This is a genomic window from Methylobacterium sp. Leaf100, from assembly GCF_001422845.1.
Lineage (GTDB): Bacteria > Pseudomonadota > Alphaproteobacteria > Rhizobiales > Beijerinckiaceae > Methylobacterium.
The window spans coordinates 54474-76011 of sequence record NZ_LMMW01000006.1; the positions used below are offsets into that span (position 1 = coordinate 54474).

Consider the following 21538-nt stretch of genomic DNA (forward strand, 5'->3'; position numbering starts at 1 on the left):
TGGGCGCGTTCGGTCTGCACAGGGTCAGAAATCGATTGCCGCGAAGAAAACAGCGAAGAGCCCATCGAGGACGATGACCATGAAGATTGACTTCACGACTGAGGCCGTGACGTGGCGCCCGAGGGATTCGGCCGAGCCTTCCACGGCAAAGCCCTCGATGGTCGCGATGATTCCGATGATCAATGCCATGAACGGCGCCTTGATCAGCCCCACGGCGACGTGGTGGAACGACACCGCCACCTGCAGCCGGGCGAGGAAAGCTTCCGTGGTCATGCCACCGTAGAGCGCCGCCGTCAGGCCGCCGCCGGCGAGCGCTGCGAGGGATGCGAGAAAGGCGAGGATCGGCAGCCCGACCACGAGGGCGAGGATACGCGGGACGATGAGGATCTCGATGGGATCGAGGCCCATGACCCGGAGGGCGTCGACCTCCTCGCGCATCCGCATCGAGCCGATCTCGGCGGTGAAGGCCGAGCCGGAGCGGCCCGCCACCATGATCGAGGTGAGAAGCACGCCGAGCTCGCGCAGGATGAGGAGCCCGATGAGGTTGACGACGAAGCTCTGCGCCCCGAAGCGCTGGAGCTGGAAGATGCCCTGCTGGGCGACGATGCCGCCGACGAGGAACGAGATGAGGACGATGATCGGCACGCCCCGGAAGGCGACCTGATCGAGCTGGTTGACGAAGGCGGTTCCGCGGAACGTCCCGGGCCGGGCCGCGACCCGGATGCAGGCGGTGACGACTTCCCCGAAGAAGGCGAGACCGGCGACGAGGTCGGAGCGGGCGCCGACCACGCGCTTGCCGAGGTCGTGCAGGAAGCCGAACATCCGGCCGCGCCGTGCCAACACGGGCTCGGCCGCGGGCAGCTTGACCTCGCCCAGGAGAATTCGGTGTTCGGGGCTGGCACCCGCGTAGGCGAGGCGCCCGCCCGCGGCCTCGATCTCCGACCGGGTCCGCTCCAGGACCCAGGCCCCGAGGGTATCGAGGCGGGTCACCCCCGTCAGGTCGACGACGACGGAGCCCCTCTCGGCATCGCGAAAAATTCCCGCGGCGGCGGCCTCCACGGCGTTGCCCTGGTCGACGGTCCAGCGCCCGCGCAGGGCGATGCGTCCACCCGTGAGGGCGGAGGCGTCGGCGACGTCCGGGTTCGGCAGGGTCTCAGCGGTCGGCACGACACGCCACTCCGTTACTCGCGTTCCCCGTTCCTCACAGGTTAGGGTTACGCAATCGTATCCGGGTGCTGGCCCACAAAGGCGGCGCTGTGAAGACGCTGCCGCTGCGCGAGGCGCGCGGCGCGTGCCGTCAGGCACAGGCCGATCACTGCCAGCGGCGCCATGAGGCCGAAGGCGAGGGGTCCACCGCCATGCCCGTAGGCGAGCCCGCTTGCGAGGGTGGCGCAGGCCGACGCCAGGGCGTTGGTGGCGCTGAGCGTCCCCTGCGCCCGTCCGCGCGCGCCCTCTGGGGCGAAGCGCGACACCGCCGCCATGGCGCCGAGCTGGGTCGCACCGAAGCTGAAGCCGTGCAGGGTCTGCAGGACGACGACCGCCCCGAGGGTATCGCCATAGAACGCCATGCCGATCGCGCGCACGGCACCCGCGGCGGCCCCGAGGCCGAGCAGGCGGAACGGCGTTCGCCACCCCGCCGGACACAAACCGATGCCGGCGAACAGAACGATCTCGGCCAGCACGCCGATGGCCCACAGGGCTCCGATCCAGGCCACGGGAAACCCACTGAGACTCCAGTGGATGCTGGCAAAAGCGTAGAGCGCGGCATGGCTCGCCTGGATCGCCGCTCCGGCCGCGATGGTGAGCCAGAGAAGGCGGGGCAGGGGAACACGCGTCGCCTTCGTACGCGGGACGGCCGCCGTGGGAAGTTCGAGGCGGACACCCGCGCACACCGCCGCCGCCAGCAGGGCGAGGGCGGTGGTGAGGAGCGGCACGGCGAGCCGCTCGCCGAGAAACCCCAAGGCCGCGCCACCGGCGAGGTTGGCGGCGAGAAAGGCGATGGAACCGGCCATGCGGATCCGGGCGTAGTCGAGGCGGGCGCTGCGGCGAACGGCGGCGAGCGTCAGGTAGTCGATGCTCGGCACCAGGGGGGCGCCGGCCGCCGCGTTCAGCGCGATGAGGAGCGCCAGCACCGGCCAGCCGAGCGCCGCGCCGGCCGGCATCAGGGCGTAGGTGGCCGCCAAGGCGAGACTTCCCGCCACCAGGAGGGCGCGCGCACCGACGCCCCGGTCGATGAGTCCGACGAGGGGGGCGGTGGCGACGATCTTGACCGCGATGGGCAGGGCGAGGAGCACGCCGATGATCCCGGCCTCGAGGCCGAGGGCGTTGAGCCAGACGGGCATGAACGGCATGGCGATGCCGATCTCGACGAAGACCACGGCGTAGAGGCTCGCGAGCCGGAACGGGTTCGGCTCCGGTGGCGTGGCGGTGGCGTGGGGCACGTTGGCTCGGGGCCGCGAGAAGATTTGGGGACAGATCGGACCCGTAAAGCCCGCGTTAAAACCATCGTGTCAATCGTTCGGAATGTCTGTGGCCCCGATCGAACACCGGGGGCACAGCAACCCGAGGACCCGGATCTACATGTCGCGTTCCCGCTCGCTGACGTCCATCGACGTTTCGGAATACGATCGCATCGAGACGGCGATGTCCGAGAGCGCACGGGGGCGCTGGTTCCTCGACGAATACGCCCGGCGCACGCGGGGCGAAGACACTCAGTCCGTCCTGGGCGCCATCGCACGCCTCGAAGCCGTCGTCACCCAGGAGCGCGACGGGTCCCAGGTCGGGCGCATGCGCGGCGACCTCCTCGACATGGCCAATGCCATCGCCCGCACCAAGGCGGAGATCGTCGCCCTCGGCACGCCGGACCACGAGAACAGCCGCCTCGGCATCGCCTCCGTGGCCCTCGACGCCATCGTGCGCTCCACGGAGCGGGCGACCTCCGACATCCTGAGCGCCGCCGAGGACGTTCAGGAGGCCGCCTGGACATTGCGGGAATCGGGCTCCGACGCGGCGCTCTGCGATGCGCTGGACCAGCGCGCCACCGAGATCTACACGGCCTGCTCGTTCCAGGATCTCACGGCGCAGCGCACGGCACGCATCATCCATACCCTGCGCTACCTCGAAGAGCGGGTCGCCGCGATGATGGCGATCTGGGGCGATAGTCTCGAGGCGGTGCCGCCCGCCCCCGGTGAGTCCAATCCTGCCGAGCCCCTCGATCTGTCGCAGAGCGACGTCGACCGTTTCATCGATGAGCCGGTCGCCGCGCAGCCTGCCCCCGCAGCGGTCGCGGAATCCGTTTCCGAGGTCCCCGCTGAACCGACGGCAATGGCCGAAAGCGCTGCCGCCACGCCCTCTTCGGAGACGGCCGCCGACGCGACGCAAGGCGACGCAATGGCTGATCCGTCGGACGAAATCCTCGTGGAGGAGACCGCCGAAGACGAGATCCCCGAAGACGAGATCCCCGAGGAGGAGCGCGTCGTAGACGGGGTCCCGAAGAAGGACATCGCCGCCGCGTTCGCCGATATCGACAGCCTTTCGGACGAGGAGAAGCGCGCACTGTTTTCGTGAGGGTGCGGCGTCGCGACCACGGCTTTTCTCGTCCCAACCAGGGTTCACGAACCGTCGGATCCGATTAGGAGAGCGGGCATGGCTCTCCACCTCCTGAAGCTGTGCGTCGGTCCCGCCTCCATCGCGGAGCTCGTAGCCCGGATCGCCCAGACCCGCGCCGACGCCCTGGCACAGGCGCGCGACCCGGCACCCGCCCACGTCACCCGCATGGTTCCGACCCGCATGTCCGAGATCCTCGGCGGCGGTTCGATCTATTGGGTGATCAAGGGCACACTCGCTTGCCGGCAGACCATCGCGGCGATCGCACCGTTCACCGGTGCCGACGGTATCGGCCGCTGCCGCCTCGTCCTCGATCCCGTGGTTGTTCCGGTCTCGCCGCGCCCGTGCCGCCCATTCCAGGGCTGGCGCTATCTCAAGGCCGACGACGCTCCGGCCGATCTCGACGCAGCGACGGCCGACGGTCTGGCGGAAATGCCGGATGCACTACGCCGCGAACTGGCCAGCCTCGGTCTCATCTGACGCCATCGGGATACCGAGCCCCCTCCGCCCCAGAATGGGGGAAGGGGGTCCGGTGCCCTACGCTCCGTCGAAGCGTCCGCTGGCATGGGCCAGCATCGTGTAGACCTTGCCGGTCTCCGAGGTGAGGTAGGCGTCGGCGCGCTTCGAATCGCGGTCGTTCTTGGAAACGTCCGCCATCAGGCGTTCGAACTCGGCGACGTAGCGGTCCACGGTGCGTCGGAAATCGGCATCCCCGGCGTAGCGGCGGCGGACCTCCTCGAAGGTCTGGCGCCCCTGCGCGGTGTAGATGCGGCGGTCGAACAGGTTCGCCTCACCCCGGCGATAGCGCTCCCACAGATCCACGGCCGTGCGGTGGTCGATCATCTTGGCGATGTCGGCCGAGATGGTCTCCAGAGCCGTGCGCCCACGCTCGGCCGCCGCCTTGGCCTCGGGGGACCCCTTCTCCGGTGAAGGTTTGGTTCCGGCGGTGGCCTGAGATTCGGATTCGGACTCGTCGCCATCATCATCGAGGGATGCTCGGGTCAGGAGGTCCGAGAGCCAACCACGGTCTCCCGCCTTGGCACCGTTGGCCTGCGCACGCTGTGCCTCGCCCGTGCGGGCGACAACGTTGGCGGGCCGACCGGCGGGTGCCGGCACGATGGTCATGGTCTGCCCCGGCTTCGGCGCGGCCGCAGCGGGTGTCCGAGCGGGGGCGACCGGTGCCTTGGATGGGGCAACCGGCGCCGGAGCGGGCGGAGCCGCGGACGGCCGGGCGACATCGACACCGCGATCGGTGCGGGCGACGAGGGTGGTCAGCTCGCCCAGGGCCTTGATCTGATCCGAGACGACCCGGCGCATCTCGCCGGTGGCGTCCTGCGTCTCGCGCGGCAGGTCGAGGACACCGCGCTGGATCTCGGCGCGGGTGGCGTCGAGCTCGCGGCGGATCTCGCTCGCCATCTCGCGCAGGCCGGCCACGGAATCACCGAAGCGCCCCGAGGCCGTCTCGAACACCGCCGTCATCTCGCGGGACGCCGCGTCGATGGCGGCACGCACGCCCTGCGCCGTCCGCTCGCCCTCGCTGTCGGCGCCAGACCGCAGGCCCTCGAACGCCTCGACGACACGGGCGCCGGCGCCCTTCGCAGTCTCGGCCAGACCGGTGCCGATGGCGCGGGCTCGCTCCTCCGCGGTCCGCAGGGTCTGCTCGATCAGTGCATCGAAACGGGCGGTCTCGGCTTCCAGGGAACCCGAGCGTTCGTCGATCCGGGCGAGCACGCCCTCGATGGCGCCCCCGCGCGCCGCCAGAACCTCGGAGAGGCGACCTTCGGCCGTCTCAAGGGATCCGGCCGCGCCCGTGAGTGCCGCCGCATGGGTCCGTCCGAGATCTCCCAGGGACCGGCCGCTGGCGTCGAGCGACGCGGCGAGTTCGGCCGCATCACGCAGGGCACCCTGCGCGACGGACTTGAGCTCGTCGACCTGCTCGGCGACGCCGCGGCTCGCCCGTTCGGTCTCGCTGGCGATGGCGCCCAGGGCTTCCTGGACCTGCTCGATGCGAGCCGCGAGACCCGTCTCGATGGCGCCGAGGTTTTCGCCCGCCCCCGCCAGGAGTTCGGCCAGGGCCGCATTGGCGCCCTCGACACGCTGGAGGACGCTGCCGACGTCGTGACGCAGGGCGTCGTTGGCCTGCGTGAGGGTGGCGATGGCGCGCGAGGCGCCCCCGTCGATGGTCGCCAGCAGAGCTTCGGCCGAGGCCTGCGAACGGGCTTCGAGTTCGTCCGTACGCTGGCGGATCGCCTCCACGAGGGGTGCGCCGGTCTCGGCGAGGGCCCGCTCGAGGGCTTGGCCTCGCTCGGACAGGGCTTCGACCAACGACGCGGCCGGGCCATCGACGACGGCGCGGAGGCGATCGGACTGTGCCGCGAGAGCCTCGATCACGTGCGAGCCGCGCCCGTCGAGGGTCTCGACGAGGCTGCCGCCGCGCTCCTCGATGGCGCGGGTGATGGTCTCGGCGCTCGCAGCGAGGCGCTGGGCCAGGGACTGGCCCCGTGCCTCGACGAGGGCGGCGAGCGCCGTGGAACGGCGGTCGAACGCTTCCGTCATCGTCGCATTGCGACCGTCGATGAGGGCCGCGACGGCCTCGTTGCGTTGATCCAGTGCTGAGGCAAGGGCGGCGGCATGGGCTTCGGCGGCGGCGGCATGACGACCGACCCGCTCGTCGAAGGCGGACAGCATGGCGGCGCTTCGCTCGTCGACCAGGGTCGCATAGGCGTCCTGACGATCGTCGAAGGCAGCGGCCAGGGCGTCGCCACGCGACGCGACCAGGGAGGCGAACACCTTCATGCGGCTGTCGATACGGCTGGTGAAGGCTTCGCTGCGGGCATCGACGGCCTGGGTGAGGGCCGCACCCTGCGTCTCGATGGTCCGGGCCAGGCCGGCGGCACGACCGGAAATCAGCGAATCCAGGGCGCCGAGGCGCTCGTCGAACACCGTCGCGAGGGCCTGGGTCCGGGTATCCACCTGGAGGGTGAGGGCGCCGGAACGGCTCTCCACAACTCCATCGAGGCGGGCGAGGCCCTCGTCGAACAGGGCCGCGAGGGTGCGGGTGCGCTCCTCGACCCGATCGGTGAGCGAACCGGCACTCTCACCGACCAGCCCGTCGAGGGCCTTCATGCGCTCGTCGAACAGTCCGACGAGAGCCTGGGTGCGGGCATCGATCCGATCGGTCAGCGTCTCGGCGCGGCTGTCGACGAGACCGTCGAGGGCCGTGAGCATCTCGTCGAACAGGGCGCGCAGGCCCTGGGTCCGGCTGTCGACGGCCTCGGCCAAGCGCGTGCCGCGTCCCTCGACCAAGTCGTCGAGATGTTCGAGGCGGGTGTCGAACAGCGTCGTCAGCGTCTGGGTGCGCGCGTCGATCGCGTCGGTGACCTGTGCGCCGCGCCCGTCCACGATCTGGGCGAGGAGGTCGATTCGGTGATCGAACATGGCTGCCAAGCTGCGGGTCCGGCCGTCCACGCTCTCCGCGAGGCCGCCGCTGCGGCGCTCCACGAGGGTGTCGAGCTCGCCGATCCGGGCGTCGAACAAGGCGGAGATGGACTGAACACGCCCATCAAGTGCCGTGGCGAAGCCGCCGGCATCCTGTGCGACCAGGGCGTTGATCTGCTCGATCCGGCCGTCGAACAGAGCAGCGAGCGCCTCCGTGCGGGTATCGAGGGCCTGACCGATCTGGCGGCCGCGACCGTCCACGAGATCCGAGAGACCGCCGAGGTGCTCGTCGAACAGGCTCGCAAGGGCGCGGGTGCGCTCGTCGAGAGCCTGGGACACCTGCGCGCCGCGTCCGTCCACCAGGGCATCGAGGCCGCTGAGACGCTCGTCCAGGAGCGTGGCCATGGTCTTCGTACGGGCGTCGATGGCGTCGGCGACCTGGGCGCCACGTCCTTCGACGATCTGTCCGAGGAGACCGATGCGGTGATCGAACAGCGCGGCGAGATCGCGGGCACGGCCGTCCACCGACTCGGCAAAGCCGCCGGTGCGGCGCTCGACCAAGCTGTCGAGCTCACCGATGCGGCTGTCGAACAGGCTGCCGAGGGCGGCGATGCGCTGCTCGACGGCCGCGATCAGGCTCGAGTCGTCCTGGTTCGCGATGGCGTTGAGCTGGCCGAGACGGGCGTCGAACGTCGTCGCGAGGGCCTGGGTGCGGGCCTCGACGGCATCGGCGAGGCCTGCGCCGCGCTGCTCCACGACCTCGTCCAGATGACCGATGCGCTCGTCGAAAAGGGCCGCGATGGCCTGGGTCCGGGCATCCACGGCGCCCGCGGCGCTGCCGAGGCTCGCCTCGATGGTCTCGACGAGGCGGCGGCCGCGCTGGTCGAGGTTGTCCTGCAAGGGCGCCAGGCGATCCTCGAAGCTCGTGCCGAGGACCTGAGCATGGCTGTCGAGAAGCGCACGGATCTCGCCCGTGCGATCGTCGAGGAGCTGGTGGACCGTACGCACGCCCTCGTCGAGGAGCGAGCTGATGTCGAGGGTGCGCCCGTCGAGGGTGCGCCCGAGACGGTTTTCGCCTTCGCCGAGAAGCCGGTCCGCTTCCGCCACGACTTCGCGCAGGCGAGCGAGGATGGTCTCGCCGCGGGTCTCCAGGAGGGTGCCGAGGGCGTTGGTGCCGGAATCGAGCAGGCGGGCGAGCTCGGTGATGCGACCCCCGAGGGCTCCGAACACGGCACGGCCCTTCTCGTCGAGCTCGCTGCCCATGGCGGCGGTGCGCTCGTCGATAAGGCTGACGAGGTGATCGGTCCGCTCGGAGAAGGCGTCGCGGAGGCTCTGGGCCTGCTGGGACAGGGCCGCATTGGCTCCACCCGTGCGCTCGACGATCATGTCGACGAGTTCGCGGGTGCGGGCGGCGAGGTCTTCGTCCACGGCGCGGGTGCGGCTCTCGATGAGGCGGATCGCCTCCAGGGCCTGGGTGCCGAAGGCTTCGTCGATGAGGCGGCCGCGCTCTTCCAGGGTGGCGCTGATCACTTCGAGGCGGGTCAGAATGCCCGAATCGAAGCGCGTCGCGCCGTCATCGAGGCGCTGGACCAGTTCCCGGGTCTGGACGTCGAGGTGGCTGGTGATCTCGGTCGCGCGCGCGCCGAGGGTATCACCGAGGCTGAGGCTGCGGGCGGCGATGTCCTGCGCCATGGTATCGGCGCGGGCGTCGAGGGTCTCGACGAGGTCGCGTCCACCCTCGGTCATGATCCGCGCCATCTCGGCCGTGCGCAGGATCAAGGCTTCGTTGAGGGCGGTGGCACGCGACCCGAGCTGGCCGTCGATATGGGTGATGAGGTGCGAGAAGGTCTCGCCGATCTCGGCGGTGCGCTTGATGCCGCGCTCCTCGAGGGCACCGAGCTGGGTCTCCACTGCCTCGCGGGCCTCCCGGGTGCGCTCGGCGATGGTCTCGGCCACGGCTTGGCCGCGCACGGAGATGATCCGGTCCATCTCCTCGAGCTGGCCGCCGACGCTCTGCGACAGGGACGTCGTATCGCGGGCGATGCGCTCCGCAATGATGTCACCCCGCGCGATGGTGTCCTGAAGCGCGGCGAGGCGATCGGTGAAGACCGTTTCGATGGCGTCGGCCCGAGCCTTCGTGGTCTCGTCGAAGCGCTCGCCCGATGCGCCGAGGGCCTCGCTGACCCGTGCGCTCTGGGCGGTGATGGCGAGGGTGATGTCGCGGCCGGCCAGGGTGAGTTGCGAATGGGCGTCGTGCGTGTGGGCGGCGATGAGCTCGCCGAGGGTTCGGCCGTGGTTGCCGAAGGCGACTTCGACGTCGCGAACGCGGGCTTCCAGGCTGCCACCGATTCCCTGAGCGGCGCGATCGATGACGCCGGCAGCCTCGTCGGCGCGCGCGGCCAACTCGGCGTTGATTTCCTCGAGGGTCCGGCGCAGGGCCGCCACGGAGGCTTCGGTGCGGCCGGCGACGGTGTCACCGGTGCCCTCGGCGAGCTGGCCGAGCAGCGCGGCGGCCTGTTCGGTCCGGCTCGACAGCGCATTGGCATTGGCGGCGAGGCGGCGCTCGAAGATCTCGACGGCCTCCACGGTGCGGGCTTCGAGTTCGCCCGTGGCGCCGGCAGCGGAGCGGCGCAGGGATCGTGCGGCCTCGGCCGCGCAGGCGCCGAGCGCGACGGTGATCTCTTCGGCGCTGCGGCGCAGGGTCTCCGTCGCCTCCAGGGTCTGGGCCCCGAACTGACCATCGAGTGTCGCGGCGGTGGCTTGGAGTGCCGAAACCGTCTGACCGGTGCGGGCCTCCAGGGCGTGCCCGAGGTCGGCCAAGAGGCGCTCGACTTCGGCCGTCGCCGCGTAAGTCCGCTCGGTGATGAGACCGCCGGCCCGATCGCCGGCGAGGGCAAGGGCGCTCTCGAGGCTGCCACCCTGAACGGTGACGGTCTCGTGCAGGCGGCCAGCCACGGCCTCGATCCGGGAGGCCAGGGCGCCGCCGCTCGCGTCGATGCCGGCCGCGAGGCCGTCGACGGAACTGACGAAACGCTGGCGCAGGGTCTCGCTGCGGGCATCGAAGACCTCGATCAGGCCATCGGTGCTCCGGTTGAGGCTCGCTTCGGCCTCACGACCACGCGTCTCGATGAGTTCGGCGACGCCGACGCCCTGGACCGCCAGGGTTTCGTGCAGGCGTCCCGTCACCGTCTCGATGCGCTCGGCGAGGGCGCCGCCGCGCGCGTCGATGTCGCCGGTGATCCCTTCGACCGCGCGGGCCAGGCTGTCGCGCACGGATCCGGCGCGGGAATCGAGGGTTTCGATGAGGCCGCTGGCCGTCAGGGCGAACCCGGCCTGGGCATCGCGGCCGCGGGCCTCGATGAGGTCCGCGATGCCGGTGCCCTGGACCGCCAGGGTCTCTCGCAGCCGACCCGTGACCGTATCGATGCGCTCCGCCAGAGCGCCGCCGTTGCGGTCGACGAGGGCGGTCGCCTCCTCGATGGAACGAACCAGGCCGTCGCGCAGGGCGTCGGCCCGCGCTCCGAACGTCTCGATGACGCCGCCGGTCGCCTGGGCCAGACGCTCCTCGGCCTCACGGCCGCGCGCCAGGATGGCATCGGACACGCCATCGCCGATGGTCGCGATGTCCCGGGTCAGGGTCGAGCCCGTGGCGGCGAAGTGTGCGCGCAAGGCGTCGCCGGTCTCGGCGAAGCGGGCGGTGATCTCACCGCCGGTGGTGGAGAACTGAGCGGTCAGCTCACCGCCGCGCGCCAGGAAGGCGCTCTCGAGCCCGCGGGCGGATTCCTCGAAGGTCCTGCGGACCTCGCTGCCCTCGCGGTTCAGGGTTTCGATTACCTCGGCACCGGTCTGGGCGAGGGTGCGTGCGACGTCGCCGGCGTTGGTGGCCAGCGTCGTGGTGAGGAGCCCGCCGGTGCGCTCGAAGGCGCGGGTCACTTCCTCGGCTCGGCTCTCCAGGGATTGGGTCAGCGTGTTGCCGACATCCGTCAGGCTGCCGCGCACGCCTTCGCTGGTGGCGGCGAGGCGTTGGACGAGGTCGTCGCCCCGATCGGTCACGAGACCGACGACGCGGTCTCCGGCCAGGGCGAGCGCCGACGTGATGGCGTCGCCGCGGTCGCCGAGTGCCGTGGTGATGGCGTGCCCGCGCGCATCGAGGGCGCCGGTGACGCGCTCGCCGGCGCCGGTGACGGCGGCGACGATGCGCTCTGCGGCCCCGTCGAGTTCCTGCGTCAGGTTCTGGTGCGAGCCCGTGATGGCTCCGCGGACGCGCTCTGCGTTGGCGACGATGGATTCGCGCTGGGCGACAAGCTCGTCGACCAGGGACCGGATCCGGATCTCGTTCTCCGAGTACGCACGCTCCAGGGTGGCGATCTCGCCACGCACCAGGGTCTCGAGTTCGCCGGCGCGGGCAAGCGCCCGCTCGACACCGTCGCCCACGGCCGCCACTTCGCGGCGAACGGTCTGCGACATGGTCAGCACGGCGTCGGTCGAGAAGTTCTCCGGCTCGGCCAGGCGAATGGCGACTTCACCCACGGCGCGAGCGACGAGACGCATTTCCTGCGCCCGCACGGCCAGCATCGCCATGATCGAGAACAGGACCACGGGTCCGACGAGGGCGGTGGCCGCCACCGCCGACTGGAGCGCCGTGAGGCCCTGCGCGTAGGTCCTCAGATCACCGCCGGACTGGATCCAGGCCAGGGCGAGAAGGCTCGCGAACCACACGGCCGATGCGACGGCCGCGACGACGTAGGGCATCGGAGAAGGCCGCACCCGCAGGGTCTGCTGCAAAATTCCGATGTTCTGGCGATCGTCGTTGGCGACCAGCGAGCGGTCCGGGGGCAGCAGTCCGCCTTCGCGGCGCGGGCGGGCGCGGTCCGGCGGCGGGAGGTCGGACGCCAGGGGCTCGTCGAGGCGGGGCGGGCGGTTACGACCACTCGGATCGAGAAGCGGATCGCCGTCACCGACGTCGGGCAGGCGCGGTTCGACGCGGTTCTCGGACGCGTCGGGCGTGAGCATGTCCAGGTTGAGGGCCTGCTCGATCGCGGACAGGGCTGCCTCCGCCGGATCCTTGAGCTTCTTTTCCGTGGCCATGCAACGCCTCGTTACCCGTATTCTCCCGCGTCGGCCGCACCCGGCGAAGGAGACACTTTTACCAATTTATCAAACGAACTTTAGACACCGGCGCCGGGGGCCGATACCCGACCGCCTGCGTCCGCGGCAAAAACCTTAACGGAATGGTTACCAAGCCCGGGGGCCGGCTTCCCGCCGTCGGCTTTATCCATGGGCCCGCAATGCTTAAACGCAAACCAAACCCACTTCCGCGCCTGTGGATAGGGAAGCCCGGCCAGCGCCGCCGCAGACGAATCGAAAGGTGCCCGTGCCGCCCATCGATCACGATCACCTCACCCGGCAGACGTTCGGCGACGCGGAACTCGCCCGTGAACTCCTGACGCTGTTCGCCGGTCAGTGTCACCGCCTCCTGCCGGAGATTGGCGATCCGGCCCGCACACGGGCCGAGCGCGCGGACCTCGCTCACACCCTGAAGGGTTCGGCCCTCGGCATCGGCGCCGTGTCCGTGGCGGCGGCGAGCGCGATGGTCGAGGATGCGTTGCGGAGCGACGGCGATCCGGCACTGGCGCCCCTGGCCGGAGCCGTCGCCGCGGCCCTGCGGGCGATCGCCGAGGTGTGAGCCGAGCGAACCCGCCGCAGTGTCCGGCATGGAACGGCGCGGCGTGTCCCGCGTAAGCGAAAGGTCGCCGGTGCCAGCGAAGGAATGATCGCCGGGCGTCGGCGAACGCTTGCATTCCGAGGCCTGCCCCTTCAAGGCAGACCTCGCGCCGCACAACCGACCACACACGCGTTGTACGAGCCCGGAGCCCCAATCGATGCCCAAGATCACCTACGTCGACCATGCCGGCACGGCCCGGACCGTGGAAGCCGACGTGGGATCGACCGTGATGGAAGCGGCGATCCGAAACAACGTGCCGGGGATCGACGCGGAATGCGGCGGCGCCTGCGCGTGCGCCACCTGCCACGTCTACGTCGACGGCGAATGGGCCGCCATCGTCGGGCCGGCAGAGGACATGGAGCAGGACATGCTCGATTTCGCCTCGGACGTGCGTGCGACCTCGCGCCTGTGCTGCCAGATCCGGATCAAGCCGGAACTCGACGGCCTCACGGTGACGACGCCGGCGCGTCAGGGCTGAACGAGGGGCCGATCGGCCGGACCCCGAGGGTTTCGCACAGACGCACGAGATAACCGTCGGGGTCCTGAACCAAGACCTGGCGGAGGCCCGCCTCGACGTCGCCGACCCGGTACCAGGCGTCATGGACGTCCCGGAACAGCGGCCAGTCCTGAGCCGCCAGCCGTTCGAGCACGGGGACGAGGGCCGCGACGGTGATCTGTAGGTTGAGGCCTCGGCCGAGCGGTCGCTTCAGGTCGCCGACCGACCAGTTGCCGTTGACCCGGTTGAGCATGACCTGGGCACCCTCCCGTTCCAGGTAGGCGAACCCATCCTCCGGCCTCGCATAGACAACGGAAAAGTCGAGGGCATCGCACCAGAATGCGAGGCTCCGCCCGAGGTCGAAAACGTCGAGTTCCGGGACCAGTGCGGCGAACCCGCCGTGGGGAAGGCGATCGCGGGTCAACGCACCAGTTCGCGCATGGCGGCGTCGATCCCCTCAAGGTTCAGCGGGTACATGCGCCCGCCGAGGATCCGGCGGATCATGGTGATGGACTGAGTGTGGCCCCAATGTTCCGCGGGCACCGGATTCAGCCACACCGCCTTCGGAAACCGGTCCAGCAGTCGCCCGAGCCAGACCTCTCCGGATTCGTCGTTCCAGTGCTCCACGGAGCCACCCGGCGTCGCGATCTCATAAGGGCTCATGGAAGCGTCGCCGACGATCACAACACGGTAATCCGCCGGATAGGTCCGCAGCACTTCGAGCAGCGGCAGGGTCTCGTCGTGGCGGCGGCGGTTGTCCTTCCACACCCGCTCGTAGGGACAATTGTGGAAGTAGTAGTGCTCCACGTGCTTGAACTCGGACCGGGCCGCCGAGAACAATTCTTCGGCCAGACCGATATGCCAATCCATCGACCCACCGACGTCGAGGAAGAGCAGCACCTTCACGGCGTTGCGCCGCTCGGGCCGCAACTTCACATCGAGATAGCCCTTGGCGGCCGTCTCCCGGATCGTGCCGTCGAGATCGAGTTCCTCCGCCGCCCCGGTGCGGGCGAAGCGCCGGAGACGCCGTAGGGCCACCCGCATGTTGCGGGTGCCGAGTTCGACGCCGTCGTCGAGGTCGCGGAATTCGCGCTTGTCCCAGACCTTGACCGCGCGAAAGTTGCGGTTGCCGTCCTGGCCTATGCGGATGCCTTCCGGATTGTAGCCATAGGCGCCGAACGGCGAGGTCCCGCCGGTGCCGATCCATTTCGAGCCGCCCTGGTGACGCTCCTTCTGCTCGGCGAGGCGCTGCTTCAGGGTTTCGAGCAGCTTATCCCAGCCGAGTGCCTTCAACTCGGCTTTCTCGTCGTCGGTGAGGTATTTCTCCGCGAGCTTGCGCAGCCATTCCTCCGGAATCATGGAGGGCTCCGTCGCGGCGCCTACGGTCTCCAGCCCCTGGAAGACCGTGCCGAACACCCGGTCGAACCGATCGAGATGGCGTTCGTCTTTCACAAGGGCCGTCCGGGCCAGCAGGTAGAACGCGTTCATCCGCTTCTCCGCGAGATCGCGGTCGAGGGCCTCCAGGAGGGTGAGGAATTCCCGTAAGGTGACAGGAACCTTGGCCTCGCGCAGGGCGGTGAAGAACTGGAGCAACATGCCGCGACAACGCGGCAAGGCCTGGTTCGGGTCAAGGCTCGGTTCCGGTCGAACGAATTGTCGGCGGCGCGCGGCATCCACAGCCGGCCGAGAAGTATGGGTAGAACCAGCGATTTCTGTGGGTAACCCGGACCTGGCCCCATGCAGTGGGGCATGTCGCGTCACAGGAACGGAACACTTGCCCTGCAGCATCGCGGATGAGTTCGGACACGGTGTCGGAGCGAAACTTCCACGGCTCCATCGAGGGTGACCGCCATGGCACTCGTCCTGCACTCCCTCGGCGATTTCAAGCGCTTCCTCGCCGAGCCCGGCGCGACCATTCAGGTCGTGCGCAACACCTTCATGGACCGTCAGGGCCCCGCCCTGCGGGAGGCCTATCGTCAGAAGGGGATGTACGCGCCGCGCACGGTCCAGGCCCTGTCGAAGAAGGCGGCGGTGTTCGGGGTACAAGGGCACCCGACGACGATCTGGCTCTATTGGGATCGCGGCACCCGCCACTGGCGCTTCTCCGACGACACGGTGGCGATCCCCCTCCACACCGGCCTCGGTCCGCCCGACGAGATCGTCTATCGCTGCGGATACACCTCGGACGACGATGCGTCCGACCCGCCGGCCGAACACGATCCGGCGCATCAAGCCCCGACGCCGGTGCCGACGATGCCCGACCAGGGTCAGGGACAACTCCTCTGATCGATTAGAAGCGCGCCGTCAGGAAGATCCGCAGGTTGCGGCCCGGCAACAGGATCTCGTCTTTCTTGAACGAGGCCGAGTTGCGAATCCGATCGTCGAGGAGGTTGCGCCCCTGGAGGCCGAGGGTCACCTCGGTGGCACCGTAGAGGACGGGATCGAGGGGCTTGGTGTAGCTCACCTCGGCGCGCAGGTCGTCGAAGCCCGGCGTCATCGTCTCGATGGGGGCGACCTCCGTGTGAGCGAAGGCGTGGAGCAGGTTCACCCGGGCGAACCAACCGTCGGCGCGCACGAACAGGCCGCCGCCGACACGGTGGGGCGGGATGCGCGGCACGAAGGTGCCGTCGTCGAACCGGGCGCGGACGAAATCGTAATGGGCGTCGAGGCCGGCCCAGCCGTTGCCCACGGGCAGGAGGTCGAGCTGCGCGCCGATCTCGGCGCCGTAGAAGGTCGCGTTGCGCTGGGAATAGACGATCTGTTGCAACTCGTCGTCGCTGCCGCATGAGGCGAAATCGTCGCCGCAGCGGCGTCCCGTGTCGCGCTTGTAGATGAAGCCGGTGTAGCGGGTGTAGTAGCCGGTGGCGTCGAGACGCAGCGGCCCCTCGGCGCGGCGAAGGCTGGCTTCCACGGTTCGGGCACGTTCCTTCTTCAGGGCGGCGTTGCCGATCTCGAAGGTCTCCGTCGCATCGTGGGCCCCGCGGGAATAGAGCTCGAAGGCCGTCGGCGCACGCTCGACGAAGCTCCCATTCAGGCTGGCGACGAACCCGTACGGCAGATCCTGCAGCGCACCGAAGCTGATGCTTTTCGGTGCGAATCGGCGGCGTCGACCGTAGGACAGCGGGTCCTCGCCCTCGATCGGTCGATAGTCGCCGGGAAACTGGGTGGCGGTGCCCGCGGAGCGATCTCCCTCGATTCGGCCGGCGGCCTGGAAGCGCAGGCCGTTGCCCACGGCCAATTCCTCGAAGAGGTACACGGCGTTGCTGCGTGAATCCGTCGGCGCCAGCAGGCCACCCGCCTCGCCGGCGGTGCCGAGGGTGCGGCGTCCGGCTTGCAGACCGAGCGCCCCCGTCAGGGTCCCGAGGGCGGTGAAGACCGGCACGTGCTGGAACTCGACCCGGGCCTCCGCTTCCCGGTTCTTGAAGGTGGCCTGGATGCCGTCGCGGCCGTCCTCGCCGATCCCGGTTTCGTCGTGGCGATAGACGGACCCGCCGACCCAGAAGCGGATCGCCGCGATGGGACCGTCGAGGGGGCGGAACTCGCCGCGGGCCAGCAGGCGGTCCTGCCGCGGATCGAGGCGCGTGCGGCTCTCCGCCGCCGAACCGCCGGGGATCTGATAGATCGCATCGTAATGACTGTAGGACAGGCCGACGAAGCCACGGTCGCCGATGAACGACATTCCGACGGAGCCGCCCTGGGACTCGTTGGCGGAGTTGCGCTGGATGCCGAGCGGCGTGGCGTAGCTGTCCGCCGCCGTTCTGAACCCGTCGGCGTGAACCGCGACGTTGCCCGCTCCGGCATCCACCGTAACGGCGCCGAGACGACCGTTGTCGACGGTGGAATACCCCGTGGTTGCCGACCCGGAGATGCCGCGCTCGGGGATGAAGGTCGGGACGCGGTTGTTCTCGACGCTGACCACCCCGCCGATGGCCTGGGAGCCGAACCGGAGGGACGCCGGCCCCCGGATCACCTCGATCCGATTGGCCACCAGCGGATTGATGGGGACGCCGTGATCCTCGCCGAGTTCCGAGACGTCCTGGATGCCGACGCCGTTTTCCTGAATCCGGACCCGGTTGTTGTCGAGGCCGCGGATGATCGGACGGCTCGCGGCGCCGGGCGCGTAGGTCGAGGCCGAGATCCCGGGCCGGTCGGCGAGGGCGTCGCCTAGGGTCCGAGGCTGATCGCGGGCGATCTGGTCGGCGGTCACCACGGTGACGGGCGAGAAGGTGTTGGTCGCCACCGGCAGGATCCCGACCGGCGGCGCGGTAGCCAAGCCGTTGCCGCGAAGGGGGACGATGGGGCTTGGGGATGTGACGCTGAGTTCGGACAGCGTCGTCTCGGCCTGCTGGGCCATGGCACCGGAGGACGCGAGGCCAGCACCGGCGATGACCGTTCCTGCGAGCATGCTCTTCGAGAAACCGGACCGCATCACGCCTCGCACGACAAATGTTATGTTGTTTCATTGCGCGAACGGAATAACGTTACAAGAGAAACGTGGTCACCCTTGGCGAGCATCGCCCATCTGTTGCACCGATGCATCAGCTGCCGACGCGGCAGGGTCCTTTTCGACACTGCATGCCGGCTCGAGATCGTAGATTCGGCCCTTTCCGCACAAGCGCCGGTAGCCGGAATCATGCGTCGGACGCTGTGACGCGCGTGCAGTGCGGAACCGGTGAACCACCGTGGGCATTGCGCCTGCATGCCCGACTCGAACCACGACCGCATCGGCACCTCGCCGAGCCCCGATCCCTCGCGCGCAGCCGGCGGGCTGCGGGTCAGCGTCGATCTGAATCTGTGCCAAGCCTACGCTCAGTGCTGCTACGCGGCGCCTGAGCATTTCGTGCTGCACGGGGCCGAGGCGCTTCACTACGATCCGGCGCCGTCGGCGGCGGCGCGCCAATCCATCGAGCGCGCCCGCGTCGCGTGCCCGGTCCAGGCGATCCTCGTCGAGGATGCCGGAAGCGGCCGCTCGTGAGCCAGGATCACCTCGTCGTCGTGGGTGCGTCGCTGGCCGGATTGCGCGGGGCGGAAGCCGCCCGCAAGGCAGGCTTTGCCGGCCGCCTCACCATCGTCGGCGCGGAGCCCCACCGGCCGTACGACCGTCCACCCCTGTCGAAACAGGTCCTCGGCGGTTCGGTGGCGCCCGGTGCCACGACCCTTCCGATCCTCGAACCGCTCGATGCCGAGTGGCGTCTGGGATCGGCCGTCACCAACCTCGACAGGATTGTGCGGACCATCGATCTCGAAGGCGGTGAGCGCATCGCCTACGATCGCCTCCTCATCGCCACGGGCGCCCGGCCACGACCCTGGCCGGACGCGGCGCAAAACGATCTCGCAGGGATTCATACCCTGCGTGGGCGGGACGACGCGGCGGCCCTGCGTTCCGCGCTCGCGGCACGGCCCGAGCGTGTCCTGGTCGTCGGCGGCGGATTCATCGGCTGTGAGGTCGCCGCCGCCTGCCGTGACCTCGATCTGCCGGTCACCCTGGTGGAGACCGGCCCGACGGTCCTGGCGGCAATCCTCGGCGTCCACCTCGGCTCCGTCGTCGCGGCCCTGCACGAGGCGCGCGGTGTCGATCTGCGCTTCGGCAGCGAGGTCGAGGCGTTCGAGGACGACGGCACCGGCCATGTGGTGCGTGCGCGCTTCGCGGACGGACGGACGCTGGAGACAGGGTGCGTGGTGGTGGCCTTGGGGGCCATCCGCAACACCGAATGGCTCGCCGGCTCGGGCCTCGCCTTCGACGAGGGGGGAGTCGATTGCGACGCGGACGGATACGTCCTCGACGCGGAAGGTCGCCCCGACCGGGCGATCGCGGCCGCTGGCGACGTGGCGCGCTTTCCCCACCCCCTCTACGACGGGCGCTTTGTCGCCCTTGAGCATTGGGGGCATGCCGCGGCGCAAGGCGCCCACGCCGCACGTCTGCTCGTGGGACGCGGGACCGGCGAAGCCTACGCCGAGGTACCGGCCTTCTGGTCCTCTCAGGGCGGACTGACGATCAAGTCCGTCGGACTGACGGAGGGGGCGGACGGCCTCGTCATCGCCCAGGGCGACCCGAAGACCGGCCGGTTTCTCGCCCTATACGGCCGCGCAGGTCGCTGCATCGCGGCCGTCTCCTTCGATTCCGTACGCTGGCTTCCGGCCTATGCCGAGATGGTGGCGTCCCGGGCGCCGTTTCCGCCCCCTGGGGGCGCGGTGGACCAGGGTGGCCTGACCATGCTGACGCCGGGGTTTCCCGGAGAGGACGATCGATGAGCGACGCGACCCTGTTCGAACAGGTCAAGGACGAGGCCAACCGCGTCGATCCCTATCCGCTGTTCGCCCGCCTGCGCGAGACCCCCGTATCGCGTCAATCCGACGGCACCTACGTCGCCGCGACGCACGCGGCGATCACCCGGTTGCTGCACGATCCGCGCGTCAGCTCCGAGACCCTGCCGCCGGCCGACCGGCCGAAGACCGGCAATCCGATCTCCGACTGGATCGTCAAGCCGATCCGCGATCGGATCACCGATACGCACCGGCCGTTCATCTTCCGCGATCCGCCCGACCACGACACCCTGCGCCGGGCGGTGATGCACGAGTTCACGCAGGCGCGCGTCCAGGCGCTGCGCGACCGTTCGCACGGTCTCGTCGATGAGATCCTGGACAAGCATGCCGGGTCGCGGAGCTTCGATATCGTCGACGATCTCGCCTATCCGCTGCCGGTGACCATCATCTGCGAATTGCTCGGGATCCCGACGGAGGACGAACCGCAGTTTCACGGCTGGGCGACGCAACTCGCCACGGCGCTCGAACCCGACACCATGGCGGACAAGGAGGCCCGCTCTGAGAACAGCCGGACCTTCGAGACCATCTCCGACTACATGACGGGCCTGATCAAGGAGAAGCGCCGGCATCCCAAGGACGACATGCTGTCGGGGCTTGCCGTCGCGGGCGTTCCGGGCGTGCCTCAGATGGGGGATTACGATCTCATCGCGACGTCGATCTTGATGCTCGTGGCGGGTCACGAGACCACCGTGAACCTGATCACCAACGCCATGCTGGCGCTCCTGCGGAATCCCGATGAGCTGGTGCGCCTGCGCGACGACCCCGCCCGTGCGCCGCGCCTCATCGAGGAAGTCCAGCGCTACGATCCGCCCGTGCAATTCCGAACCCGACGGGCCCTGACGGATATCGCCATCGGCGGCGTGACGATCCCGGAGGGCGCTGACATCGTTCTTCTCCTCGCATCGGGCAACCGCGATCCGGCGGTGTTCACGGAGCCCGATCGCTTCGATCCCGATCGGAGCGGAGTCCGTCATCTCGGCTTCGGCGGGGGACTGCACTATTGCGTCGGGGCACCGCTCGCCCGCTTCGAGGCGGAGGCCGCTCTGACAGCCCTGGCTCGCCGCCTCCGCAACCCACGCCTCCCGGCCGATCCGCCTCCATACCGGCCCGGCTCGGCCTTGCGCGGGCCGAAACACCTCAGGCTCGCCATCGATGGCATCGCCCCGTCCTGAGGCGACAGTCTTGAGGCGTCCCGGCCACACCGGGGCGCAAACTCGCCGCCCCGCACGGGAATCCCCACGACCGAGATAGGCGTGCCTTGCGGCCATCGCATTTGACGGTGAGGCACCCAGCACAGGGGCCGTGTCCACGACCCCGAGATGTTCGGGATTTGCCACAAGATGCCGCGTCCGCTCCTGTCGACCGTCGCCGTCCTGGCGCTCACTGCCGGCCTCGGCGCCTGCGCTTCGTCGCGCCTGGAAGGTCAGCCCCGCAACCGTGGGCTCGGGCCTCAGGCCGCCCTGGATATGTCGGTGCCGGCCATGCCCTCCGCCCCCATCACGTCCGCGCCTCTGGCACCTCCGCCGGGGGCAGCCGCCGCCGTGGACGCCCCTCCGCCCGTCGGTGCGGACGTCGCCGTGGTACCCGCGACCCCCGTCATCGCGCCCGAGCCGAGCGTGGCGTCCGTCGCCCCGCCGGCTCCGCCGCCCGTGGTGGTGGCTTCGGGGCGATCCTCCGTGGTTGGCAACTGGACCGCCAAGGACGCGACGGGCGCGAGCTGCAGGGTGTCCCTGTCGAGCGCCCCGGCCCTCGATCTCTACAAGGCCAGCGCCGCCGCCTGTCCGAACAAGGATCTGTCCAAGGTGACCGCCTGGGATTACCGCGACGGTGAGGTCTACCTCTATCAGCCGGGCGGCACCGTGACGGCCCGCCTGCGTCAGGGCGGCGGCGCCCTCGATGGGGCGCTTTCGAAGTCCGGCGCGTCCCTGGCGATGGTGCGCTGAAGCCGG

Annotated in this window: 15 protein-coding genes; 9 read left to right on the forward strand and 6 right to left on the reverse strand. The window is 69.7% G+C overall.

Annotated elements, in window-relative coordinates; all coding sequences use genetic code 11:
* Positions 1 to 24: 24 nt before the first annotated feature.
* Both ASF25_RS06005 and ASF25_RS06010 read right to left on the reverse strand, forming a co-directional pair.
* A complete protein-coding gene (locus ASF25_RS06005) occupies positions 25 to 1149 on the reverse strand; it encodes an MlaE family lipid ABC transporter permease subunit (protein ID WP_244472916.1) in 1125 nt (374 codons plus the stop codon).
* A 65-nt stretch (positions 1150 to 1214) separates the two neighbouring features.
* The gene (locus tag ASF25_RS06010) at positions 1215 to 2441 is read right to left on the reverse strand and encodes an MFS transporter (protein WP_056303877.1); all 1227 of its coding nucleotides are present in this window, start codon (positions 2439 to 2441) and stop codon (positions 1215 to 1217) included.
* A 139-nt stretch (positions 2442 to 2580) separates the two neighbouring features.
* On the opposite strand from ASF25_RS06010, the gene ASF25_RS06015 reads away from it, so the two are divergent.
* Together ASF25_RS06015 and ASF25_RS06020 are read left to right on the forward strand one after the other, a co-directional pair.
* Positions 2581 to 3567 (forward strand): hypothetical protein, encoded by a 987-nt coding sequence (locus ASF25_RS06015; RefSeq protein WP_056303880.1) that lies wholly within the window; start codon positions 2581 to 2583, stop codon positions 3565 to 3567.
* Between the two features lie 78 nt (positions 3568 to 3645).
* Entirely contained in the window at positions 3646 to 4086 is a 441-nt protein-coding gene (locus tag ASF25_RS06020) for a DUF1489 domain-containing protein (RefSeq protein WP_056303881.1), read from the forward strand.
* A 57-nt stretch (positions 4087 to 4143) separates the two neighbouring features.
* On the opposite strand, the gene ASF25_RS06025 is transcribed toward ASF25_RS06020, so the two are convergent.
* Positions 4144 to 12132 (reverse strand): hypothetical protein, encoded by a 7989-nt coding sequence (locus tag ASF25_RS06025; protein ID WP_056303884.1) that lies wholly within the window; start codon positions 12130 to 12132, stop codon positions 4144 to 4146.
* 286 nt (positions 12133 to 12418) lie between these two features.
* On the opposite strand from ASF25_RS06025, the gene ASF25_RS06030 reads away from it, so the two are divergent.
* A complete protein-coding gene (locus tag ASF25_RS06030; protein WP_056303886.1) occupies positions 12419 to 12730 on the forward strand; it encodes an Hpt domain-containing protein in 312 nt (103 codons plus the stop codon).
* A gap of 196 nt (positions 12731 to 12926) precedes the next feature.
* The gene (locus ASF25_RS06035) at positions 12927 to 13247 is read left to right on the forward strand and encodes a 2Fe-2S iron-sulfur cluster-binding protein (RefSeq protein ID WP_056167511.1); all 321 of its coding nucleotides are present in this window, start codon (positions 12927 to 12929) and stop codon (positions 13245 to 13247) included.
* Here ASF25_RS06035 and ASF25_RS06040 read toward each other — a convergent pair.
* Both ASF25_RS06040 and ASF25_RS06045 read right to left on the reverse strand, forming a co-directional pair.
* The gene (locus ASF25_RS06040) at positions 13216 to 13689 is read right to left on the reverse strand and encodes a VOC family protein (protein WP_082502512.1); all 474 of its coding nucleotides are present in this window, start codon (positions 13687 to 13689) and stop codon (positions 13216 to 13218) included. The two genes, ASF25_RS06035 and ASF25_RS06040, sit on opposite strands and share 32 nt — an antisense overlap.
* Positions 13686 to 14861: a VWA domain-containing protein gene (locus tag ASF25_RS06045; RefSeq protein ID WP_056303888.1), complete on the reverse strand. Its 1176-nt coding sequence runs from the start codon at positions 14859 to 14861 to the stop codon at positions 13686 to 13688. The genes ASF25_RS06040 and ASF25_RS06045 overlap by 4 nt, the downstream gene beginning before the upstream one ends.
* 255 nt (positions 14862 to 15116) lie before the next feature.
* On the opposite strand from ASF25_RS06045, the gene ASF25_RS06050 reads away from it, so the two are divergent.
* Entirely contained in the window at positions 15117 to 15551 is a 435-nt protein-coding gene (locus ASF25_RS06050; RefSeq protein ID WP_056167519.1) for a hypothetical protein, read from the forward strand.
* Positions 15552 to 15555: 4 nt separating this feature from the next.
* Here ASF25_RS06050 and ASF25_RS06055 read toward each other — a convergent pair whose 3' ends face one another.
* Positions 15556 to 17670, reverse strand: coding sequence for a TonB-dependent receptor (locus tag ASF25_RS06055; protein ID WP_056303922.1), 2115 nt, complete (start codon positions 17668 to 17670; stop codon positions 15556 to 15558).
* 363 nt (positions 17671 to 18033) lie between these two features.
* Here ASF25_RS06055 and ASF25_RS06060 point away from each other — a divergent pair, with 363 nt between their 5' ends.
* From ASF25_RS06060 to ASF25_RS06075, 4 genes are all read left to right on the forward strand, one after another.
* On the forward strand, positions 18034 to 18240 hold the full coding sequence (locus tag ASF25_RS06060; protein ID WP_244472917.1) for a ferredoxin: 207 nt from the start codon (positions 18034 to 18036) through the stop codon (positions 18238 to 18240).
* The gene (locus ASF25_RS06065; RefSeq protein WP_056303890.1) at positions 18237 to 19517 is read left to right on the forward strand and encodes an FAD/NAD(P)-binding oxidoreductase; all 1281 of its coding nucleotides are present in this window, start codon (positions 18237 to 18239) and stop codon (positions 19515 to 19517) included. The genes ASF25_RS06060 and ASF25_RS06065 overlap by 4 nt, the downstream gene beginning before the upstream one ends.
* Positions 19514 to 20761, forward strand: coding sequence for a cytochrome P450 (locus ASF25_RS06070; protein ID WP_056303892.1), 1248 nt, complete (start codon positions 19514 to 19516; stop codon positions 20759 to 20761). The genes ASF25_RS06065 and ASF25_RS06070 overlap by 4 nt, the downstream gene beginning before the upstream one ends.
* Positions 20762 to 20929: 168 nt before the next feature.
* Complete coding sequence (locus tag ASF25_RS06075; protein ID WP_056167758.1) at positions 20930 to 21532, forward strand: AprI/Inh family metalloprotease inhibitor; 603 nt, start codon at positions 20930 to 20932, stop codon at positions 21530 to 21532.
* Positions 21533 to 21538 lie beyond the last annotated feature (6 nt).